This window comes from Bacillus sp. 205(2023), from assembly GCF_037027485.1.
In the GTDB taxonomy this organism is placed as follows: domain Bacteria; phylum Bacillota; class Bacilli; order Bacillales; family Bacillaceae; genus Bacillus; species Bacillus halotolerans.
In genome coordinates, this window is sequence record NZ_JAXCHF010000006.1 from 238,735 (window position 1) to 261,451 (window position 22,717).

At 44.6% G+C, this 22,717-nt stretch carries 20 protein-coding genes and 1 riboswitch; of the genes, 8 read left to right on the forward strand and 12 right to left on the reverse strand.

Translation table 11 applies throughout. The features are described from left to right. Positions 1 to 73 precede the first annotated feature (73 nt). The 3 genes from WA325_RS15945 to WA325_RS15955 are packed head-to-tail and all read right to left on the reverse strand — an operon-like array spanning position 74 to position 2,948. Positions 74 to 883 (reverse strand): ABC transporter ATP-binding protein, encoded by an 810-nt coding sequence (locus WA325_RS15945; RefSeq protein ID WP_202853406.1) that lies wholly within the window; start codon positions 881 to 883, stop codon positions 74 to 76. Between the two features lie 14 nt (positions 884 to 897). Then, on the reverse strand, positions 898 to 1,908 hold the full coding sequence (locus tag WA325_RS15950; RefSeq protein ID WP_248339538.1) for a FecCD family ABC transporter permease: 1,011 nt from the start codon (positions 1,906 to 1,908) through the stop codon (positions 898 to 900). Further along, positions 1,908 to 2,948 (reverse strand): FecCD family ABC transporter permease, encoded by a 1,041-nt coding sequence (locus tag WA325_RS15955; RefSeq protein WP_373422517.1) that lies wholly within the window; start codon positions 2,946 to 2,948, stop codon positions 1,908 to 1,910. Before WA325_RS15955 ends, WA325_RS15950 begins: the two co-directional genes overlap by 1 nt. Positions 2,949 to 3,160: 212 nt before the next feature. Here WA325_RS15955 and WA325_RS15960 point away from each other — a divergent pair, with 212 nt between their 5' ends. Beyond that, positions 3,161 to 4,108: an iron-hydroxamate ABC transporter substrate-binding protein gene (locus WA325_RS15960; protein WP_202853407.1), complete on the forward strand. Its 948-nt coding sequence runs from the start codon at positions 3,161 to 3,163 to the stop codon at positions 4,106 to 4,108. Between the two features lie 69 nt (positions 4,109 to 4,177). Further along, complete coding sequence (locus WA325_RS15965) at positions 4,178 to 4,372, forward strand: hypothetical protein (protein ID WP_336183929.1); 195 nt, start codon at positions 4,178 to 4,180, stop codon at positions 4,370 to 4,372. Between the two features lie 97 nt (positions 4,373 to 4,469). Here the strand turns inward: WA325_RS15965 and WA325_RS15970 are convergent, their stop codons facing one another. Together WA325_RS15970 and sspJ are read right to left on the reverse strand one after the other, a co-directional pair. Beyond that, positions 4,470 to 5,879, reverse strand: a complete 1,410-nt coding sequence (locus WA325_RS15970) for an amino acid permease (RefSeq protein WP_103671332.1) — start codon at positions 5,877 to 5,879, stop codon at positions 4,470 to 4,472. Positions 5,880 to 5,983: 104 nt separating this feature from the next. Beyond that, positions 5,984 to 6,163: riboswitch (Lysine riboswitch) on the reverse strand. A 116-nt stretch (positions 6,164 to 6,279) separates the two neighbouring features. After that, the gene (sspJ, locus tag WA325_RS15975) at positions 6,280 to 6,420 is read right to left on the reverse strand and encodes a small acid-soluble spore protein SspJ (RefSeq protein WP_010331863.1); all 141 of its coding nucleotides are present in this window, start codon (positions 6,418 to 6,420) and stop codon (positions 6,280 to 6,282) included. Between the two features lie 166 nt (positions 6,421 to 6,586). Here sspJ and WA325_RS15980 point away from each other — a divergent pair, with 166 nt between their 5' ends. Both WA325_RS15980 and WA325_RS15985 read left to right on the forward strand, forming a co-directional pair. Next, positions 6,587 to 7,069 carry a metal-dependent hydrolase gene (locus WA325_RS15980; RefSeq protein WP_024122827.1) on the forward strand — a complete coding sequence of 161 codons (483 nt, stop codon included), beginning with the start codon at positions 6,587 to 6,589 and terminating at the stop codon, positions 7,067 to 7,069. Between the two features lie 102 nt (positions 7,070 to 7,171). Then, positions 7,172 to 9,028, forward strand: a complete 1,857-nt coding sequence (locus tag WA325_RS15985; protein ID WP_336183930.1) for an LTA synthase family protein — start codon at positions 7,172 to 7,174, stop codon at positions 9,026 to 9,028. 26 nt (positions 9,029 to 9,054) lie between these two features. Here WA325_RS15985 and WA325_RS15990 read toward each other — a convergent pair whose 3' ends face one another. Then, positions 9,055 to 9,981 (reverse strand): substrate-binding domain-containing protein, encoded by a 927-nt coding sequence (locus tag WA325_RS15990; RefSeq protein WP_059292701.1) that lies wholly within the window; start codon positions 9,979 to 9,981, stop codon positions 9,055 to 9,057. Positions 9,982 to 10,091: 110 nt separating this feature from the next. Here WA325_RS15990 and modA point away from each other — a divergent pair, with 110 nt between their 5' ends. Both modA and modB read left to right on the forward strand, forming a co-directional pair. Next, positions 10,092 to 10,874, forward strand: a complete 783-nt coding sequence (gene modA / locus WA325_RS15995) for a molybdate ABC transporter substrate-binding protein (RefSeq protein WP_227598736.1) — start codon at positions 10,092 to 10,094, stop codon at positions 10,872 to 10,874. After that, the gene (gene modB, locus WA325_RS16000; RefSeq protein WP_142391631.1) at positions 10,846 to 11,538 is read left to right on the forward strand and encodes a molybdate ABC transporter permease subunit; all 693 of its coding nucleotides are present in this window, start codon (positions 10,846 to 10,848) and stop codon (positions 11,536 to 11,538) included. The genes modA and modB overlap by 29 nt, the downstream gene beginning before the upstream one ends. A 33-nt stretch (positions 11,539 to 11,571) precedes the next feature. Here the strand turns inward: modB and pgoN are convergent, their stop codons facing one another. Then, complete coding sequence (gene pgoN / locus WA325_RS16005) at positions 11,572 to 12,402, reverse strand: glyoxal/methylglyoxal reductase (RefSeq protein WP_044159103.1); 831 nt, start codon at positions 12,400 to 12,402, stop codon at positions 11,572 to 11,574. A gap of 244 nt (positions 12,403 to 12,646) precedes the next feature. Between pgoN and yvgO the strand changes: the two genes are divergently transcribed. Further along, positions 12,647 to 13,132, forward strand: coding sequence for a stress response protein YvgO (yvgO, locus tag WA325_RS16010; RefSeq protein WP_024122833.1), 486 nt, complete (start codon positions 12,647 to 12,649; stop codon positions 13,130 to 13,132). Between the two features lie 46 nt (positions 13,133 to 13,178). On the opposite strand, the gene WA325_RS16015 is transcribed toward yvgO, so the two are convergent. From WA325_RS16015 to helD, 4 genes are all read right to left on the reverse strand, one after another. Beyond that, positions 13,179 to 15,191 carry a Na+/H+ antiporter gene (locus tag WA325_RS16015; RefSeq protein ID WP_322011574.1) on the reverse strand — a complete coding sequence of 671 codons (2,013 nt, stop codon included), beginning with the start codon at positions 15,189 to 15,191 and terminating at the stop codon, positions 13,179 to 13,181. Positions 15,192 to 15,442: 251 nt separating this feature from the next. Further along, positions 15,443 to 17,161, reverse strand: a complete 1,719-nt coding sequence (gene cysI / locus WA325_RS16020) for an assimilatory sulfite reductase (NADPH) hemoprotein subunit (protein WP_105991571.1) — start codon at positions 17,159 to 17,161, stop codon at positions 15,443 to 15,445. Between the two features lie 25 nt (positions 17,162 to 17,186). Beyond that, positions 17,187 to 19,001, reverse strand: a complete 1,815-nt coding sequence (locus WA325_RS16025; protein WP_336183931.1) for an assimilatory sulfite reductase (NADPH) flavoprotein subunit — start codon at positions 18,999 to 19,001, stop codon at positions 17,187 to 17,189. 174 nt (positions 19,002 to 19,175) lie between these two features. Further along, a complete protein-coding gene (gene helD / locus WA325_RS16030) occupies positions 19,176 to 21,500 on the reverse strand; it encodes an RNA polymerase recycling motor HelD (RefSeq protein WP_336183932.1) in 2,325 nt (774 codons plus the stop codon). 586 nt (positions 21,501 to 22,086) lie between these two features. On the opposite strand from helD, the gene WA325_RS16035 reads away from it, so the two are divergent. Further along, on the forward strand, positions 22,087 to 22,521 hold the full coding sequence (locus tag WA325_RS16035; protein WP_024122837.1) for a hypothetical protein: 435 nt from the start codon (positions 22,087 to 22,089) through the stop codon (positions 22,519 to 22,521). Positions 22,522 to 22,632: 111 nt separating this feature from the next. Here the strand turns inward: WA325_RS16035 and WA325_RS21470 are convergent. After that, the coding region (locus WA325_RS21470; RefSeq protein WP_134980913.1) for an IS3 family transposase at positions 22,633 to 22,717 on the reverse strand (85 nt) is incomplete at its 5' end.

Here is a 22,717-nt window from a genome sequence, read left to right on the forward strand (position 1 = left end):
TCTGGAATTAGCAAGGAAAATTATATTTTTATGGTTGAAAATAAAAAATCCCGGCGTCATACCGGGATTTTTCTTACACAGAAACAAGCTGTTTTTCAGTTTTAATCAGGTCATAAGTTAAGCATACTGGTTTATTTGTACGAGGATCAGTGACGATTTCGGCATCAATCTGGAATACCCGCTTCAAAATATCCGGCGTCATGACCTCCAGTGCGGTCCCTTCCTTGATGACCGTGCCTTTTTTGAGCGCAATCATATAATGGGAAAAACGGGCCGCGTGATTCAGATCATGAATCACCATTAAAATCGTCCGCCCCTGTTCCTTGTTCAGTCTGTCAAGCAGCTGCAGGATTTCGAGCTGATGTGCGAGATCGAGATATGTTGTTGGCTCGTCAAGCAAAAGCAGCTCTGTCCCTTGTGCAAGCGCCATCGCAATCCACACGCGCTGACGCTGTCCGCCTGACAACGCCTCAATCGGACGCTCATGGTATTCCGCCATGCCGGTTTCTTCGAGGGCCCATTTGATGATGCGGCGGTCTTCATCATTTAATCTGCCGAAGCCTGATTGATGCGGAAATCTGCCGTATGACACCAATTCGTACACCGTTAATCCGCTCGGAGCCTCAGGCGTCTGCGGCAAAATGGCCATATCCTTCGCAATGTCCTTAGTAGACATTTTATGAATCACATTGCCGTTTAAGTAAACGGCACCTTGATGCGAGCGCATAATTCTGGACATCGTTTTTAATATCGTTGACTTTCCGCAGCCATTCGGCCCAATTAAGGTTGTTATTTTTCCTTTAGGAATGGATATATTTAAATCTTCTACAATCAGCCTGTCTCCATAACCGATCCCAAGCTGTTCCGTTGATAATGAATTCAAGTTCGGTCCCCTCCTCAATTCGATTTCATCAATAAATAAATAAAGTAAGGCGCACCTAATACGGAGATGACAAGTCCGACCGGAATTTCTGACGGTGCCAATACATTTCTCGCCAGCGTATCAGCCAGCAGAAACAGAAACGCGCCGATAAAGGCGGAAACCGGTATAAGCGTCTGGTGGCGGGGACCGGTAAGCCTTCTTGCCACATGCGGTGCGATTAATCCGAGGAACGCGATGCCTCCTGCAGCTGCGACACAGGATGCGGCAAGAGCGACCGCTGCCAGAAGGAGAATCCGTCTTTCCTTTTCAACAGCAGTGCCAAGTCCGGTCGCTAATTGGTCTCCCAGCTGTAAAATGTTCAGATAGCGTGCTTTATATAAAGTAAAAGGAAGCAAAATCACAATCCAGGGGAGTACCGCCCAGATCATGTTCCAATTGGCCCCCCATATCGAACCTGATATCCAAACTGCAGCCTGCATAAAGTCATGCGGGTCCATTTTGAGCTGAAAAATAAGCAAAAGGGCATTAAATCCGGCATTCACACCGATTCCGACTAGGATCAGCCGAATCGGAGTCACACCTTTTTTCCAAGCCAGAAGATAAATGAGAAACGCGGCGAGGAACGCGCCTGCCAAAGCACTGAACGGCAGCATAAACGTTCCTAAAAAGCCGAGATCTGATGCTGACCCTTGAAAAAAGTAAATAAAGAGCACAACAGCAAGCGAACCCCCGGCGTTAATCCCGAGAATACCCGGTTCAGCCAAATCATTTTGAGACACGCTTTGCAAAATGGCTCCGGCAACAGCGATACCCGCCCCAACAAGCAACGACAACATTATTCGCGGCAGCCTGAACTCAAATAAGACAAGCTCATCCCGCGCCGTCCCTTGGCCGAAAAAGACCTTGAGCGTTTGCAATGGGGCAATTTTAATGACACCCATATTCAGACTGATAAAAAAGACAAGCACGATCAGCAGAAAAGTCACTGCTATCACAACTAGAGGTTTTTTCGTTTTCGTTTTCATTACAGCCCTCTCCTTTCACGACGTGCCAAATAAAAGAAAAAGGGAACACCGATGAGGGAGGTCAGCGCGCCGACAGGCGTTTCAAACGGCGCGTTCACGAGTCTGGCCGCAATGTCAGCAAAAACAAGCAAAACAGCGCCAAGCACCGCCGAGCAAGGAATGATCCACCGATAATCAACCCCTACCAAAAACCTTGTGATATGAGGAATGATCAGTCCGATAAACGCGATAGTGCCGGCAATGGAAACAGCAGCTCCCGTCAACACCACAACGACAAGCATGCCAACCAGTTTCACCGCTGATGTATACTGCCCAAGCCCCTTCGCCAGATCGTCACCGAGGCTTAACACCGTCACAGACCGGGCAATGATAAACGCAAACGTCAAACCGACAGCTCCTGCAATAACCAGCAGCTGAACGCCTGACCATTTCACACCCGCTACCCCGCCTGCGTACCAAAAGCTGACATCCTGTGCTACATCAAAACGGAGCGCAATTGCGGTTGAAATGCCCGTAAAGAAATAACTGACGGCCGTTCCGGCAAGAGCAAGCTTTACAGGCGTGAGACCGCCCCTGGAAAACATGCCGATGCCCAATACCGTCGATGCCCCCAATCCCGCGCCCGCAAAGGACCACAGCACAAGCCCGAAGGCAGAAAGTCCTGGGAAAAAAGCAAACGCAATCGAAATAGCAAAAGCAGAGCCCGATGTTATCCCCATAATAGAAGGCTCCGCCAATGGGTTTCTCGTCATGCCCTGCATGATCGCCCCAGACACGGCTAACAATGCGCCGACAAGCGCGGCAGCAGCCGTTCTTGGCAGCCGAAGATCGTGTATGATTTGGTGTGAGGTTTCATTTGGCTGGAAATGAAAGATGGCGTCCCACACAGTCCGTAAATGGATATCCGCAGCACCGAGAGAAATGGACAGCATCGCGCCGAAGCATAATAAACATACCCCCGCAAAAAGCACAATGACCGCACCAAACGACCGGGATGTCCATTGAATTTCTTCATCTGATATCATCTGTTTATTTTTCATGTGACTCAACAGCCGTACTTCCTTTCGATAATGATAATGATTATCAATTGCTGTTTCAGTATATCACTTTTTTCCGCTGATTTAATAGAGCGTTTTAAACAAAAATGAGAATATAATTGCAAAAATATCGTGTCAACTGGCTCTTGCGATGGTATAATCACATTGATAATGATTCTCTTTATCACCCATTTTCCAGAAAGAAGGTATGAGATATGACCCATATATATAAGAAACTCGGAGCCGCATTTTTTGCCCTGCTATTGATTGCAGCGCTGGCAGCCTGCGGAAATCACTCAGAAAGCAAAGGCTCTTCCTCTGATTCAAAAGACGAAGAAACCATTACATACAAGGCTGAAAACGGAAATGTGAAAATTCCTAAACATCCTAAACGGGTGGTTGTCATGGCTGACGGCTACTACGGAGACTTCAAAACACTGGGCATCAACGTCGTCGGAGCACCTGAAAATGTATTTAAAAACCCTTACTACAAAGGTAAAACCGACGGTGTCACAAATATCGGAGACGGCACTTCTGTTGAAAAAGTGATTGATTTAAAGCCTGACCTGATCATCGTTTGGACAACACAAGGCGCCGATATTAAAAAGCTCGAAAAAATCGCGCCGACTGTTGCGGTGAAATACGATAAGCTCGATAACATTGAACAGCTGAAAGAATTCGCAAAAATGACAGGAACGGAAGATAAAGCGGAGAAGTGGCTTGCCGAGTGGGACAAAAAAGTCGCGGCAGCCAAAACAAAAATTCAAAAAGTCATTGGTGACAAAACAGTTTCTATTATGCAAACAAACGGCAAAGACATTTATGTATTCGGTAAAGATTTCGGAAGAGGCGGAAGCATCGTCTACAAAGATCTTGGTTTACAGGCCACAAAGCTGACAAAGGAAAAAGCGATTGACCAAGGCCCAGGGTATACCAGCATTTCTTTAGAAAAGCTCCCTGACTTCGCCGGAGATTACATTTTTGCGGGTCCATGGCAATCAGGCGGAGACGATGGCGGCGTATTTGACAGTTCCATTTGGAAAAACCTCGATGCTGTCAAAAATGATCATGTCTATAAAATTGACCCGATCGGCTTCTATTTCTCAGACCCGATTTCACTAGAAGGACAGCTGAAATTTATTACGGAAAGCTTAACAAAATAAACAAAGAGCCGCACTATCTGCGGCTCTTTTCTATATTGCAAAGAATCCGACAGGACGGAGCAACTCCTATTGAACCGCATCGCATATTTTCTTTCTCAATTCCTATTAAGCTGCATCATCATTGCCATTAGTTTTTTCAACGGTCTTTATATCGGAAACCCTTTTTCTCATGTGCTTCTCGTTTTTATCCTAGTGCTGGCTTTGTTTCATTTTCTGAAGAAACTGAAAAAGCGTTTTTTGCATATTCGAATGTCCTATCACTGACAGCGTTCCTGTCCGTTATTTTGTGTATGGGACTTATAACAGGAGAAATAACGTTTTTATAAAAAAGACACCTGACTGCATTGTCAGGTGTCTTTTTTTATGCTTGTTTTTCTTTCGAGAATTTCTTAATCACAAACGGATAAATCACCAGACCGACAAAGAACAAACCGATGCCGAGAATAAATGTCGTTAAATCCGCTGTGCCTGTTACGATAACAAACAATGAGTATACACACGCTAAAATCGCGATCAATCCGTCTTTTACCCGGGAACCTTTCAGCTGATCATACGTTTCGCCTTTTATAACAAGCTTCAGGCTGTAAATCGCAGACACTAAATACGGAATTAAATACGCAAGGGTTGCCGCTGTCGTTAAAAACGTAAATGCGTCACTTATTGTCCGGGAAATAACAGAGAATATGAAGACCTGTGACATCACATTTGTAATGATCAAAGAAATAACCGGGCTTCCCTTTTTATTTGTTTTCGCAAAGACCGCCGGAAAATCTCCTGCTTTAGCAGCTTGGTACGGAACCTCAGAGCCAAGCAAAATCCAGCCGAGCATCGTTCCGAATAAGCAAAGAATCGCCAGTAGCGCCATAATCACGCTTCCTGCGTTTCCGACAATCGCATACAGCACATCAACGAACGGTTTTTCAGATCCGACAAGCTTATCGTGCGGCAGAACCCCCATTGTGATCAATGTGACAATAATGTAAATGCTTAACGCGATCAACAAACCTGTGATGGTCGCACGTTTCACATCACGCTGAGTACGCGCGCGTCCAGACAAGATCACTGCTGATTCAATTCCGACAAACGCCCATAGAGTAGAAATGGCGGCGTTGTGAACCTGTCCGCCGATGCCAATGCTTGTGCCGTTCTCACCTTGAATCGGAAAATAAAAATGATCGAATAATGTCGTTTGAAACACAAACAATCCGGCAATGATAAAGAAAACAAAACCTAATACTTTTGAAAACGTTGTGATAAAGTTTAATTTACTTGCACCGTTAATGCTTGCAACAAGAATCGTGTGCGTTCCCCAGAGCAAAATCGTACATACTGCAAACGTCAGCAATTGGCCGAGTGTCACCTCTTGGCTGCCGACAGCAAACAGTACACGTTTATCAACTAAAATCGGGAAAAACGAAGTCAAGTAACCGGCAAGACTTGTGATAATCGCCACGTTACTGATCCAGCTCGCTACCCAGTAGCCCCACACCATTGTGAATCCGGCAGCGTTCCCTTTTTTCGGATCAGAAAACAGCGCTCTCGCATAACTTTGCGGCCCCGCTGTCAGCTCAGGCTTGCGAATAGACAAGTGCCCGAAGACAAGCGCAATCATCAGCACGCCCGCACCTGTCAAAAGCCAGGCGGACGTAGCGCCAAGCGGACTTGCAATCGAAGCAAGCGAACTCGGCAGGGAGAAAATCCCCGATCCAACCATATTTCCAACGACAAACGCCGTTAATAACCAAAAACCCCATTTTTTTGTCTGTTCCATTCCAGTACCTCCAATGATTCTTTGTACGGACCAGAACCCGAGATCATGTAAACACAAAAAAAGCCTGAACAAAAGTCCATGCTTAAAGAAACACACACCCTTGATCTCCGGATAGCCCTCCGCGAAAAAGCACGCGGCAGTCCTGCACTTATTCAGATACAGTCCCAGCATAGAGAAGGATCGGCTTTCTCCACACTTCGGCGCTGATGCCTTTTACACATGTTTAACAGCTCCTGTCAGCCTGGCATGTGTGACTCATCATCCGCGCAACCTCTACCTCACTGAGAAAGAGTGAGGATTTATTTATTCAGTTACTCCCAGAAGGTTATCAAAGAAAGAATGATCTGTCAAAGGGAACAGATGGAAAATACGGATAGAGCCAAGCCCTATCCGCATGCGGTTAGCGATTATTTTTCTTTTTTTGCACAGCTTCTTGAAGCGGATCATCTTTAAGAGCTGAACCGGCATCTTCAAGAGCTCCTTGGATTACGTTTTTTTCTTTTTCAGAACGTTTACCTTTATCTTTATTAAAGAAAGCCATTCGTATCACCTCTTTTAGAAAATAGGTACATCTTTAAGATGCCTTTTTCTCAGGAAATTATGCGGCTCATTTTTTTATCGGCCAAAGTTCTGTTGCTCAAACATACATTCTCTTGATATATTTGTAATTCAGAGATTTTTGCAAAAGATAAAGGAGAAGCGGGGAAATGACAGGAAAAACACACATCATGGGAGGCATCGCTTCTTGTACCGCAGCGGCTTATTATTATGGATTTGACCCAGTACTCATGGCGGCGTCCGGCGCGGTTGGCGCATTAATTCCCGACATCTGCCACACGCAGAGTAAAATCGGAAGAAGATTTCCTATCTTATCGAAAATTGTCAGTTCCGTATTTGGCCACCGCACCTTTACACACAGCCTGCTGTTTCTGCTCATCATGTTTTTTATCACAGCCACATATATTCCAGATAAAAACATATCAGCAGGGCTGATGATCGGAATGGCAAGCCACTTGGTTCTGGATGCCTGGACAGTGAATGGCATCAAATTGTTATTCCCTTCAACCATTCGCATACGGCTGCCGCTGTATATGAAGACAGGCAGTTTTTCCGAACAGCTTGTGTTGGCCGGTCTGACAATAGCATCATGCTATTATTTTTATATGCTGTTCCATGGGCGTATGTTTTAAACACGAGTGCTGAAGCTTGTCTAAGAAGACTGTTTTTAGTAGGTTTTACATAAGAAGCATCTCATGGCAGATGTTCAAGAAAACGTGAGGAGTTATAAATTGATGAAAGGAACCTTTTTTCACAATCAGCGTTTTTTAAGTTTATCCATCTTATTCATGTGGATCAAAACTTATGTGATCTATAAACTGGGTTTTGATTTGCAGATCGACTCTCTATTGCAGGAGCTGATTCTGCTGATCAATCCGCTTAGCTTCATACTCCCTCTATTTGGGATTGGACTGCTTTTAAAAGGCAGCAAGCAGCGCATCTTTTTGCTGATTGCCAATTTGGTTCTGACTGCCATTTTGATCTCCAACACGATTTTTTACGGCTTTTATATCGATTTTATTACCATCCCGGTTTTGTTTCAGGCCAGCAACATGAGCGATATGGGCAGCAGTGTAAAAGAACTGTTCAATCCTTTGTTCATCGCTCTGTTTGCGGATTTGGCTTTTCTTCTGCTGCTCTCCAGAAAAGAGAAGAGTCCCGAGTCAAAAGCGAACCCCCGTACGGTCAAGCGGTACTATGCCGCTTCCTGCGGGATTCTTATAAGTACGCTGGGGCTTGCAGAAATTGAACAGCCGAAGCTATTGGCACATTCCTTCGACCGGGAAGTGCTTGTCAAAAGCATTGGCCTGTTTCAGTTCCACATCTACGATACCATTTCTCAGACTGTCAATATGAGTGCGAAGGCATTTGCCGATGAAGACAGCCTCTCTACAATCAAAAACTACACTGAGGCTGACTACAGCAAGCCTGATCAAAGCAAGTTCGGACTGGCAAAGGGACGGAATGTGATTTTTGTGACGCTTGAATCGACTCAAAGCTTTGTTCTGAATGAAAAGGTAAACGGAAAAGAAATTACCCCGTTTATGAATGATCTGATGAAAAAAAGCTATTCCTTTGATCATTTTTACCAGCAAACAGAGCAAGGAAAAACGTCTGATTCTGAATTTATCGTCGCTAACTCTCTATATCCTTCCCTAAGCGGCGCCGTCTTTTTTACGAAAAGTGACCATCAATTTCATACGATGTACAAATCACTCAAGCAGAATGATTATTATTCAGCCGTCTTTCACGCCAATCATAAAACATTTTGGAACAGAGATGTGATGTATAAAACGTTTGGGATTGACCGCTTTTTTGATGTCGATGAGTTCCATGTGACTCCTGAAACCTCAACAAGCTGGGGATTAAAGGATAAGGAATTTCTGGCACAGTCAGCTGGTAAACTGAAAAGCCTGCCGCAGCCGTTCTACAGCAATTTCATCACATTGACGAACCATTTTCCGTTTGAAATTGATGAAAAGGATCAGCTGATTGATGAATATGATTCAAGCAGTGACCTGTTAAACCGCTATGTGACGACGGTTCGCTATGAGGATGAGGCACTGAAGCATTTTATCAAAAAGCTCAAGGATGAAGGCTTATACGAAAACTCGATGATTGTCTTTATGGGAGATCATTACGGCATATCAGAAGCCCATAATAAAGCCCTGGCTGAGTTTTTAGGAAAAAGTGAAATTACGCCATATGACACCGTCCAGCTTCAGCGGGTGCCGTTTATCATTCATATTCCTGGAATCACTGATCAAAACCCGGAAACAATCTCCGATGCCGGAGGACAGGTTGACGTCAGGCCGACTCTGATGCACCTGCTCGGAATTGATACAAAAGGTGATATTCAGTTTGGCAATGATTTGCTGTCAAACAACCGAACGCCATTTGCCGTGCTGAGAAACGGCAGCTTTATCACGAACGACTATGTATATACGAAAAACACATGCTACAGCCAAAAAACAGGAGAAGTGTTAGAAAATCAAGATGCGTGCGCTCCCTATAAAGAAAAAGCAAATGAAGAGCTGTCTCTCTCTGATAAAATGTTAAACGGAGACCTTCTGCGCTTTTATGGTCAATAAAAAAATCCCTCTACGAGGGATTTTTTTCATGTTTCGTATATCACTTTACCTGTCAGCTTCGTTTGATAGCCATTAAGATGAGACAGGTTGGCCTTATATTCTTCCGATTTCAAGATGCTCTTTACAGCTTCAAGCAGCTGCTGGTGTTTTTTCAAAATGACAATGTCGTATTGTTCCTCGATGAGCGGGATAAAATCAACGCTTCCCATATGTGCCGCGTGCTGCGCCCCGATTCCCGCGTCTGCCTGTCCGCTCGAGACTTGGGAGGCAACAGCATAATGATCAGTCACAATGTCACTGTAGCCCTTGACATCTGAAGGTGTCACACCAAGCAGACCAAGCTGTTCGTCAAGCAGCACTCTTGCGCCCGATCCTTTTTCTCTGTTGATGATGCGGATGTCGGTTCGTTTCAGGTCATCCCAGCCTTGTATGTTTTTCGGATTTCCTTTTTGAACGTATAAGCCGGCTTTGCGAAGGACAACATTCATCTGACAAAACGGTTCGCCTGACAGAATGCGTTTCACATAAGGCGTATTATATTGAGCGGTTTCCGCATCGTACAGATGCAGGCTGACAATGTCGCATTTGCCTTGGTACATGTCAATGAGGCTGTTTAAGCTTCCTTTGTATTGGCGGAGCGGCGTCTCTTGAATGGCATTTTCCAAATGCTTGCTGAGCAGATCCATCGATATATCCTGTCCGCTGATGACGACATTCCGCCTTCCCTCCGGCATCGGCTCCTGTGCCTTTCTCGGCTCTTCGGGTGAAGACACAGGCTGAGACATTCTCATGTTCGCCTTATATTGCTTTAAATCTGCTTCATCGACACGCATCTGCCTTCCGACACGGTAAGCAGGGATCATGCCTTTTTTAATCAAATCATAAACGGTCAGCTTTGATACCTTCAGCAGACCAGCAACTTCTTCTATCGTATAGGAAGAGGTTTCATTCATCATCATCACTCTCCTATTTCATTATACCTTTTCGGAGAATGTAAAAAAACCCACATAACCCAAACATAATCAGTTATAATTGGATATAACTAATTATAAGGGGTGCAATCATGTTTAAGAAGTATTCCATTCTGACCGCAGCATTAACTGTTTTTCTGCTTGCAGCAGGCTGCTCTGCCAGCCAATCATCAAGTGACAATGAGAAGAAAGTGACCTTAACTGTCTCAGCAGCTGCCAGTGCCCAGGATGCACTCGAGGAAATTCAAAAGAATTACGAGAAAACCCATCACAATATTACGATCCAAGATAACTTTGGCTCATCAGGTGCCTTGCAAAAGCAAATTTCTCAAGGAGCCGGGGCCGATCTGTTCTTCTCAGCCGCTGAGGACAAATTCCAAAAGCTTGTAGATGATGGGGATATCGCTAAAAAAGACAGCACCCATTTAGTCGGAAATGAAATTGTGCTCGTTGTGCCTAAGGATGGTGATTCACCGGTCACAGGCTTCGACAATCTGACTGATTCAGAAAAAATTGCTCTCGGGACTCCAGAATCTGTACCGGCAGGAGCTTATGGAAAAGAATCACTGACAAAGCTGTCTCTTTGGGGCAAAGTAAAAGATAAGATCGTGTACGGAAAAGACGTTCGCCAGGTTCTTTCATATGTAGAAACAGGCAATGTAGACGCAGGTGTCGTTTATAAAACAGACGCGCTGATCTCTAAGAAAGTCAAAATCGTTGACGAGGCAAAAGCTGATACACACAGCCCGATCGTTTATCCGTTAGGAATTGTAAAAGATACGAAACACCATAAGGAAGCGAAGGAATTTTACGATTACCTGCAAACAGATGAAGCGATGAAAGTGTTTGAGAAATATGGTTTTACTGCTGAATAACATCAGCACTTCAGAATTTTTCACGCCGGTTATGCTTTCCTTTCAAGTGGCGGCGGTCGCCGGAATCGCGGTGATCATTCTCGGAACTTTGGCAGGGGCATGGATGTCACGAGCGTCATTTTTCGGAAAAACCGTACTCGAAACGATTTTTATGCTTCCTCTCGTTCTTCCGCCCACCGTTGTCGGTTTTATTTTGATCGTCATGTTTGGAAAGCACAGCTTCATCGGACAAGCGATCGAATGGATCTTTCACCAGCCTGTGATTTTCACCTGGTGGGCTGCTGTGATTGCTTCTGCTATCGTGGCTTTTCCGCTTATGTATCAATCGGCCAAAACCGGATTTTCCGATATTGACCCCGATATAGAGGGAGCGGCAATGGTAGACGGAGCAAGCAGATGGAAGGTGTTTATCCATATCTCCATTCCGCTGGCGTATCCATCGTTGCTGACCGGAAGCATTCTCAGTCTGGCGCGGGCGCTCGGTGAATTCGGCGCCACCTTAATGTTTGCCGGGAATATCCCGGGTGTTACCCAAACACTGCCGACAGCCATTTATGTCGCTTTGGATTCCGGCAACAACGCACTTGCATGGGCGTGGGTCGTCTGTATCATCGTCATTTCTTTTCTGATGCTTTTTTTGATTCAACTGAAAAAAACCCACTAAAAAACTCCCCTTGTGCAGACGGGGAGTTTTTGATTAAAACAGAAGCTCATCGGGGTTTGGACCGACACGTTCATCTTGATTTAACGCATCAATCTTGTCCATGTCTTCTTGAGACAATTCGAAATCAAAAATATCAGCGTTTTCGATAATACGGTGTTCTTTAATCGATTTTGGAATCGTTACAACTTCATGCTGAAGATCCCAGCGCAAAATCACTTGTGCTACAGATTTATTATATTTTTCAGCGATCTGTGTCAGCACTTCGTTATCAAGCAGCTGGCCCTGCATAAGCGGAGACCATGCTTCCAGCTGGATGCCTTGCTTTTTGCAGTAGTCTCTTAATTCTTTTTGCGTCAAACGAGGGTGAAATTCAACTTGGTTCACCATCGGTTTGATTTCAGCATCTTTCAAAAGCTCTTCTAAATGATGAACTTGGAAGTTGCTGACGCCGATCGCGCGGATTTTGCCGTCTTTGTACAGCTTTTCAAGCGCGCGCCATGTATCTTTATACTTATCCTTGCCAGGCCAGTGGATTAAATATAAGTCTAAATAATCAAGCTGAAGTCTTTCCAGGCTTTTTTCAAAGGCAGCAAGCGTTGTGTCGTAACCCTGATCTTCATTCCATACTTTTGATGTAATGAAGAGCTCTTCTCTTGCAACACCGGATTCTTTAATGCCGATGCCTACACCTTCTTCATTTTTATAGACAGCCGCTGTATCAATGCTGCGGTAGCCATTTTTAATCGCAGCTTTAACCGATTCAGTCGCTTCACTTCCGTTTTCTACTTTAAAAACACCAAGACCGAACCAAGGCATTTCAACTCCGTTATGTAGCTTTACAGTATCTTTTAAACTTGTTGCCACTTGAACATCCACCCTTTCATCGAAATGTAAGCGTCTATATTATCTCACATTCCTCTCAGCAGATACCAATAATACGCTTAAGAGCCTCTTTTTGCTTCTTTTTTCATACGGACGTTTTTTATTTCATAGTAAACAATGCGCATTTGTACTATTTTTTTCCTATTTTATCAATTATAAGATTATTTAGACAGTGAGCAGGGTAAGCGAATACTGTAGCCCACAAAAACATAGAGGAGGAAACAAATTGAAACGTATTCGTATCCCAATGACTCTTGCACTTGGCGCCGCTTTGACAATTGCCCCTTTGTCCCTTGCCTCTGCTGAGGAAAATCCCGCACCGAAGATCTCACAGAAAACAACAGCCGGAACAGCTGCCGCAGAAGTCGGTTTAAACGTCAACCTTGATTTGCTTGGGATTGCCAACCAAATCTCAGATGCCATTAAATCAGCCCAGAACAGGGACGGTTTTGTGAAAAATCTCATGGAATCTTCCTTCTACGCATCCGGCCAAAAATACAACGTCATGGTTTTTAACTTAAGCCAGGAATATGAAGATCACTTAAATGGTGTTCAGTTTTACGGCTCGGCCGTTTATGACGGCATTACGTACGGCATTTGGGTATTTGAAGACGGAAGCTTCACAAACAAAGGAGACGGCGGCTGGATCAACTGGGCCTTCAGAGGCTGGTTCGACCGAAACGACAACACTGTCGAATTCCATCGCCCCTAACCTATAGAAAAAAGCTGGCGTCCGATGCCAGCTTTTTTTCTTGGCATTATTCGCCGCCTTCTAGCATTGCGGCTTCCACATCATTAATATATTGGCGAAGCTCATGAGAGATGTCCCGGGAAATTTCCCGCTCCTCAAAGAGCGTCTGAATCTCATTTCTGATCGCCTGCACAGCCTTCAGCTTCACTTCCAGCTTCTGATTTTCAAAATGGGCGTTCGATTTATGTTCGTGATGGCTGTGCTCCAATCTGAAAATTAATTGTTTATAAAACGAGATGACAGATAAAAATACTTCCTTATGTTCTTCCGGTATATGCTTTTCCAAATGTCCTATCGCAGCTTTAGCCGTTTTAACCCTAGTTGCTCTCATTAATCCCTCTTCGTTTAAAATCGACATCTCCGGCTTTTTATGTTCTCCGAAGAAAATCCAATACATCAGACGTTTCAGCCTTGTTTTTGATAAACCGACTTTAAACGGGTTGGCATACAAAATTTCCAATTCATTAAACCGTTCTTGCAGAGCATTTGCCGTTTCTTCCGGGATGTCTCCCCGCTCCAGCAGTTTCATCAGTTCTTCCTGCTCGGCTTTAATCCCTTGAGCGCGGACTTTCCGTTCATACTTTTTTATGCGGGTTGACGTTGTATATTGCTGAAAACGAAGGTTTTTCATTTTCTCATTGTATTCGGCAATGACCGCAAGAGACGCCGTTTTGTTTGTATCATTCATGTCTTCTTTGATCGTTTTGAGAGCCGTTTTAATCAGTTTGCGTCTCGCCGTCAGCAGCTTCTTATTTTTTTCTTCGTCATCTTCTTCTTTTTCAGTCAGAAGCGGAAGCACGAAGGTGGCGATAACAAGCGTGCATAAAATGACGCCTGCGGCTAAAAAGAGAATCAGATTTCTTTCCGGAAACGGTGTGCCATCCTCCAGGAAATATGGGATGGAGAATGAACCTGCAAGCGTAACCGCTCCCCGCACACCTGAAATGGAAATTAACAATGTAGAACGAAGTCCCGGCTTATAAATGGTTTGATCTTTATTAAAGAACCACTTGCCGTTCCAGAAGAACAGCACCCACAGAAATCTAAGAAGCATTAACGTAAATGTAATGACCAAAATATAGCCGATCACTTTCATGTTGCTGATCGCTGTATCGTTAAAAATCACCGAAATGACATCCGGAATCTGTGTGCCAAGGATGACAAAGACAAGACCGTTCAAAATAAATAAAATAATGTTCCACGTACTCGATGAGACGATTTGCAGCTTCACCATCGTCGATTCGAGACGGTCCTGTTCAACCGCATGCGTAATACCGCCCGCCACAACGGCTAAAATGCCGGAAACACCGATTTCCTCCGCTGCCAAATAAATCACAAAAGGCGTCAGAATTTGAATCAGCATGTGCATCGTGACATCCTGCATGCCAAGGCGGCGCAGGAATAGACGAAAGCGGATAATCAAGAACGAAATGACAACTCCGCACAAAAGGCCGCCAGCAGAAATAAACACAAAGCTGACCGCTGCTTGCGCCAGTGAAAATGCCCCGGTAACCGCTGCGGCAATCGCAAATTTAAAGGCGACCAGACCTGATGCATCATTCATCAGCCCTTCCCCTTCAAGCAGGCGCAGAATTCCTTTCGGCATCTTCACCCTTCCTGATAATGCGCTGACAGCGACAACATCAGTCGGCGAAAGAATGGCTGCCAGTCCAAAGGCCGCTGCCAGCGGAATATCAGGAATCATCCAATGGATCGTGTATCCTCCTACAATCACAGTCGCAAATACAAGGCCAAGTGCAAGCAATAAAATTGGAGCTCTTAAATTCCAAAGCTCCGCCCGAGGCGTCCTCTTTCCATCATTAAACAGAAGAGGCGCAATAAACAAGACGAAAAACAATTCCGTGTTTAATTCAAAATGAAGCCCCTGTGGAAATGAGGCGGCAATAATCCCAAGCGCCACCTGAATCAGAGGCACTGGAATAAACGGGATAAACCGATTGACAATGTTAGAAATCGCAATAATAGCCAGTAAAACAAGGACGACTAAAAATATGTCCAAATGCATAACCTCCTTAATCTGCTGCGTATCTGCTTGATGAGTTGATAAATTTTTGTCCGAAGAGGCTGAGGCTTGCAAAAGATAAAGGATGGCCTTACATCCAATACTGGATTCCGCAGGAGTCTCCTCCACACTAGTCTTCTTTTATAGTACCCTTTTTAGGGTATTTTTTCTCATGATATGCTCATGGTGAACTTTTTTGCCGCAAAGCAAAATCAAAAAGAGACAGGGCAATCCCCCTGTCTCTCATCTCAATTATGAAAATTCATCCCGTCAGTTGTCGCTTTAATGATACCGGCGCGAATGACGAAATCACCGAAGTGCTCACCTTCCTCGCGTTCTTTCGCATAGCGGGAAAGCAGGACGCGCAGCTCGCTCAAAATGTCTTCTTCTCCGATATTTTCGCGGTACATTTTGCTTAAGCGGCTGCCGTCAAATGCAGCGCCTAGATACATATTATATTTGCCAGGCGCCTTTCCGATAAATCCGATCTCTCCGAGCGCATGGCGGGCGCAGCCGTTCGGGCAGCCTGTCATGCGAATGGTAATTTCCTCATCACGAAGACCGTTTTCGTCAATAATCTCATCCACTTTATCTAAAAGGGACGGCAAATAACGTTCTGCTTCAGCCATCGCCAATCCGCAGGTCGGAAGAGCAACACACGCCATAGAGCTGCGGCGCAGCGCTGTATAATGCTTTCCGTCAGTTAATCCGTATTGATCGATTAATGCGTTGATTTCATCCTTTTTCTCGCTTGGAACATTACCGATAATCAAGTTCTGATTGGCTGTCAGACGGAAATCGCCTGTATGAACTTTAGCAATTTCACGCAAGCCTGTCATCAGCTTATAATCCTCGTAATCCGTCACACGGCCGCCTTCGACAAACAGCGTAAAATGCCATTTATCCTCAATGCCTTCCACCCATCCGTAGCGGTCGCCGTTATGATCAAAATGGTACGGCTTCGCTTCTTCCAGGCTCCAGCCGAGACGGTTTTCCAATTCCTCTTTCACTGTTTCCAAACCGAGGCGGTCAACTGTGTATTTGAAACGGGCATTTTTACGGACGGAACGGTTTCCGTAGTCACGCTGAATCGTAATTGTTTTTTCAGCAACGTCATACATCTGTTCAGGACGGCAGAATCCAATTACCTTGGCTAACTGCGGATATGTCGCTTTGTCGCCGTGCGTCATTCCCATACCGCCGCCGATTGCCACGTTAAATCCGATAAGCTTGCCATCTTCCACAATCGCAATGAATCCGAGATCCTGTGAAAAGACGTCAATATCATTTGACGGCGGAACCGCAATACCGATTTTGAATTTCCGCGGCAGGTAAAGCGGCCCGTACATCGGCTCGACTTCTTCTGCGTCAGGCGTGCCGGCCACTCTTTCCTCATCAAGCCAAATTTCATGATACGCTCTTGTTCGAGGCAGGAGATCATCACTTAATTTTTTGGACCATTCGTATACTTCGGAATGGATTTCAGACTGGTAAGGATTTGATGCGCACATCACATTCCGGTTTACGTCTCCGCAAGCCGCGATTGTATCCAGAAGAGCCGAATGGATCGTCTGAATGGTTTTTTTCATGTTCCATTTTAAAATCCCGTGCATTTGGAACGTTTCACGCGTCGTCAGCTTTAGGGTGCCGTTACCGTATTTCTGCGAAAGTTCATCCATCACGAGCCATTGCTCAGGCGTCGATACGCCGCCCGGCATACGGACGCGCAGCATGAATTGATAAGCCGGTTCAAGCTTTTGCTTTTGGCGTTCATTGCGGAGATCGCGGTCATCCTGCAAATAACTGCCGTGGTGTTTCATCAGGCGGTTGTCATCATCCGGAATTCCCGCACTGATCCGATCCAGCATCACTTCTTTTAGTGTGCCGCGCAAATAATCGCTTTCTTCTTTAATGCGCTCGACGTCACTTGGAGAGCCGTCCGGTGCTTTTAAGATTTTGGTCACCATGTTGAAAAACTCCTTTCAGGTCAAATTAGTATACATCACGCTGATAACGTTTTTGCTGCTGCATATCGGCAAGATAAACTTCCGCTTCTTCACGGGTCATATTGCCTTCTTTTTCTATAATTTCTAAGAGTGTGTTATGGACATCGTGTGCCATGTGCTTTTCATCTCCGCAAATGTAAACAGCCGCTCCTTCTTGAAGCCATTCAAACAGTTCTGCACTCTGTTCAAGCATGCGGTGCTGCACATACACTTTTTCTTCCGTATCGCGTGAGAACGCTACGTCCATTTTTGTCAGCACGCCGTCTTTCAGCCAATTCTGCCACTCTGTCTGATATAGGAAATCTGTAACAAAATGCTGATCACCGAAGAACATCCATGCTTTTCCTTCAGCTCCCGTCTCCTCGCGCTCCTGCATAAAGGAACGGAACGGCGCAACGCCTGTCCCAGGACCGACCATGATAATCGGTGTTTCAGGATCCTTCGGAAGCTTGAAGTTCTGATTATGCTGGACATAAACCGGCAGTGTGTCTCCCGGCTGCAGACGCTCCGCACATAAAATCGAGCAGACGCCTTTTCGTTCGCGGCCATGCGCGTCGTACCGGACTGCACCAATTGTTAAATGCACTTCATCCGGGTTTGCGGATAAGCTGCTCGCAATTGAATAGAGGCGGGCCGGCATTTTTCGAAGAATGGATACAAACTCCTGCGCCGTTACACTGAACGGGCCATAATCCCGGATCAGATCAAGCAAATCGCGCCCTTCAATATACGCTTTCACTTTACCCTCATTTCCCGGTGCTAAAAGCTCTCTAAGCTCCTCGCTTCCCGTCAAATGAGCAGCCTGTTCAAGAAGCGGCTTTGTGAGAACAGTAATTTCATAATGAGAAATCAGCGCTTCTTTCAGCGGGCGGACATCGCCTTGCTTATTCAGCGTCACAATTTCTTCGAGGTCCCAATTCATTTCCTGAAGCAGCAAATCGACAAGCTCCGGATCATTTTCCGGATAGACGCCGAGGCTGTCACCAGGTTCATACGTAAGTCCTGATCCTTCAAGAGACAACTCTACATGTCGTGTTTCTTTATTTGATCCGCGGCCGTTTAAATTTAAATTTTCTAACACTTCCGCCCGGAAAGGATTTGTTCTTGAATACGCAGATTCACCAGTTTGAGGCGCTGCGGCCGGCGCAGGCGCTACGCTTCCGCCCTCGGCTTCACTTAAGCCCTCACATACGCTTTCCAGCCATTCAGCAGCCGGCTCATCATAATCCAAATCACAGTCAACGCGCGGAGAAATTCGTTTTCCGCCAAGCTCTTCTAAGCGCTGATCAAATTCTTTTCCTGTCTGACAGAAGAATTCGTATGAACTGTCACCAAGCGCCAAAACAGAAAAGCGAAGATCCTCAAGCTTAGGCGCCCGTCTTCCGTGCAAAAATTCGTGAAACGACAGCGCGTTATCAGGCGGCTCACCTTCGCCATGCGTACTGACGACAATCAGAAGATTGTTAATTTTCTTGAGCTGGTTCGGCTTAAAGTCGCTCATGGATGAAACGGTGACTTGAAAGCCTCGCTCCTCAAGCTGCTTGCCGGCGTTCTCTGCAAGCCCTTGTGCGTTTCCCGTCTGTGAACCGTAAAGGACGGTGACTTCTTTTGAAATGGCCGGTGCCGTTACACCCGCAGACACAGCAGCCGGCGCCCCCGATGTTTCCAGCACGGAAACAGATTGCGCTGATAAATAGCCGCTCAGCCAGATTTTCTGAGATTCTGTCAAGGTTGGCAGAAGACGGTTAAGGAGCTCTGCCTGCTCCTGATTAAACGGACTGTTCATTACCTGAAGTTGCAACGTATCCACCTCACAAAATTGTATAAACTGATCGAAATAGTATCTAATTGAACTTTACCGGAAGACACACCGCAAGTAAAATATATTTACATGATGATAACGATTAAGATTATTAATGATAAAACCCCTTTGTCTCATTTAAATGAAGAAAAAAGAGAAGGCACCCCTTCTCTTTCAATCAACATTCTTATATAAATGAGGGGGCACAGCACTCACAAACGGACTTGGTTCACCGATAGAAGAAACGGTCAGCCCGTGCATGGCCCGGGTGCAAGCAGTGTACAGCAGCCTGCGGTCGTGCTCTGTTCTATATTGTTCTTCTGAGGCATCATAGACAAGTACTGCGTCAAACTCAATTCCCTTCGCTAAATAAACCGGAATCACACAGACTCCCTTTTGAAACGTTTGGTTTTCTTTATGAATCAGCCGAATATCGGTATATTCGCTCATTTGAGCGTGTGCCTGTCTTGACTGCTGCGCCGTTTTGCAAATAACAGCAATGGTTTCATGCCCTTTCTTTCTAAGTCGCCCAATTTCTCGCGTAAGCTTTTGACAAAGATCCTCGCGACCCTCGCTTTTTAACACGCAGGGCATTTCCCCATCTCTGTTAAAAGGCTCAATGTCCGCCCCGTCCTGCAGCAGCGCTTTTGTCAATTCCACAATTTGTCTCGTTGATCTGTACGTTCTTTTTAAACGGACACACTCAGCCTGCTCTTTTTCAAAGCCGGCATCCATACGTGCTGCACCGTTTATCGCATGGGCGTAAATAGACTGATTGATATCACCGAGCACCGTCATGCTGGCAGACGGAAAAATACTCCTGATATACGCCATCTGGAATGGAGAATAATCTTGAGCTTCATCGATAAATAGATGTTTGATCTGTGTGTTTTTCTTTCTGCCTTCTAGCAAATCCTGCAAATATAGAAATGGAGACGCGTCCTCATAGAGCAGTTTATTTTCTCCAAATGCCGATCTTGTCAGCTCCCCTATTGCCGCAGTATCCTCTGTTTGAGTTTTGCTTCCCCAGTCAGAAAACAATTGCAGATACAGCTGTTTGACATCAAGAAACGCCAGCTGCCTGACCGCCTGTTTAATTGGTTTGAAGGCCTTTTTTACAATCATGGCGGCAAGCAGCTGCTGTTCTCTCTGATGATCGTTAAATGTACTCTCACTAAACCGTTTCTTTGCCTGCAGCTTTTTGTACACTTCCAAATATTCCTCTTTGTCGAGAAGTTCGGCTTCCTGAACGACCCAATCCTTTCGCCGTTCCTTTTTCTCCAGCTTGTTAAGCTCACTCAGCAGCCAATTTGCCGTTTGTTCCATCCGGTTCGGAATGGACAGGCTTTGATCGAGCGAGTAAAAATACGCTTGGACTTGTTCCTTTGTGATCAGTTTTTGTCCGCGGAAAACGATATTTTTAAAAATCATTCCTTCAGAAGACAGCCTGCTGGCGTATTCATCAATAAATTGCTGAAAAGATAAGCCTGCTTTCCACGTGATTCCGGCAAGCCTTGATTGAAAACTGCCATCTTTTGTTTTGGTCAGGCAATATTCCAGCTGATCAAAGGGGCTTTCACATTGAAACTTGCGGCCAAGCCGATGCTCGATATATTCCTGAAACGTCGCCTGTTCCATATTTTCTTCACCTAATTCAGGCAAAACAGAGGAGACATAACTGTTAAACAAAAAGTTTGGGGAAAATAAAACGATTTGTCCGGCATCAATTACACCGCGGTGCCTGTATAACAAGTAAGCGACACGCTGAAGCGCTGCTGACGTTTTTCCGCTGCCTGCCGCACCCTGCACAATCAGAAATTTGCTTTTTTCATTTCGGATAATCTGATTTTGTTCTTTTTGAATCGTGGACACGATGTTTTTCATTTGTGTATCAGAGTGATGGCTTAATACCTCTTGCAGCATTTCATCGCCAATCGTCATATCAGTATTAAACATCGCTTTGAGAGCGCCGTTTTTAATGATAAACTGGCGCTTCAGCACCATTTCCCCTTCTATCGTTTCACCGGGAACCTCGTATTCAGCTTTTCCTGGGGAATAATTATAGTAAAGGCTTGATATCGGTGCTCTCCAATCATAAATCAGAAAGTGTTCCTCCAGCTCATCCATACAGGATGCTAAACCGATATAGATCTGCTCCGCCTGTTTCTCGCCGTTTTCAATAAAATCAATCCGGCCGAAATAAGGCGATGCTTTTAATTGATGAATTCGTTTGAGCTGCTGATCCATATGCCGATGATTCCGTTCCCGATCAGACAGCAGCTCTGCCTGCTGCTTAATGCTTGCCATCGTTTCAACCGCTTCATGGACGTCATCAAAGTTAACCGTGACATCCTCCCAGAAGTTTTTTCGTAATCCGATAATATCATGCTTTAATCCGCCCGCGGACGTTTCGAGAAGCCGCTCTTTATTCTCGAGCTCCTGCAGTACATCATCTATTCTTGACTGCTCTTCTTTCCATTCCTTATCATGCTGATTCATGAACGGCACCTCCAGAAAATAGTTGACAAACGAAGAAGAAATAATGTAAAATAGAATTGGATATATATTTAATATATGATAAAAGCAGGCAAATACAATTTATAATAGCACATTCACCCAACATCGTTCAAGGTTTGGGTTATTTATATGCATAAAAAAACCGATTTCAACTCGAAATCGGTTTTTTTATTTTAACACTTTGATCACTGTTTTACGTTCTTTTTTTAGGTTGCGAATCTTCTCTTTCATCAGTATCGATTCCTTATAACATTCAATCTTCCATATGAAAATATATCTTTTTCATTTTAAACACACACAGAGCGTTGCCGTGTTTATCAGTTCATCTCACGTGAAGAGTGACTAAACTGGCTGTATTATCATCCATATAGCAAACAAAATCAATAGCCTTCCATCCTTGCTATCATACCTATAGACGCAGTAAAATAGTCATTTTTTATCCAATTTCGACATATTTCAACAAAATAAAGTTTCTAATTTGGGAGATTAGGACGATGTTACATTATTTCTCACGGTTTATGATATGAACATGAAGAAAGAACCAGAATAAGCTAGGAGGAAATACTCAATGAAGAAAAAGCTATATATGATGTTGCTGGCTTTCGTCGTAGCCGTAACAAGTTTTACGGCTATTGACCTAGTAAACAACAAAGCAGAAGCTAAAGATTGGGTTAAAAAAGGTCAAATATGGAGTACTCATTACCATTCGGGCTCATTTAAAAACTATACTTACTCGCCAACTTTTCATATTTATTATCCAGGGCAAGGTACTTGGGCCAACATTACGGCGAACGGATCAGGCAGCGGGAAAATTACAGCCACTCTGCAACAAAAGACAAATAAAGGCTGGAAAAATGTGAAAACTTTTTATGCAAAGAAAAAAGGCTCTACAAATTTAAGTTACAAACAAGCTTCTAAAAGCTACAAAACAAATTACAGATTCAAATTCACTAACACAGGAACTAAAAAGACCATCAGCTATACATTTTGGGCTACTTATTAATTTCAAACAACTTTTCAGCATTTGAAAAGACTTTGATCCAGCTGGCTGCAATAAAAAAACCTCTCCGACAGGGACTGACCCCTGTTTTTGAGACAGGGATCAAAACACCTTTTATACAGCCAATTGCCGATAGCTTATCGGTGATTGGCTGTTTAGTTTCGTTTGAATACGAATGTTGTTATAATAATAAATGTAT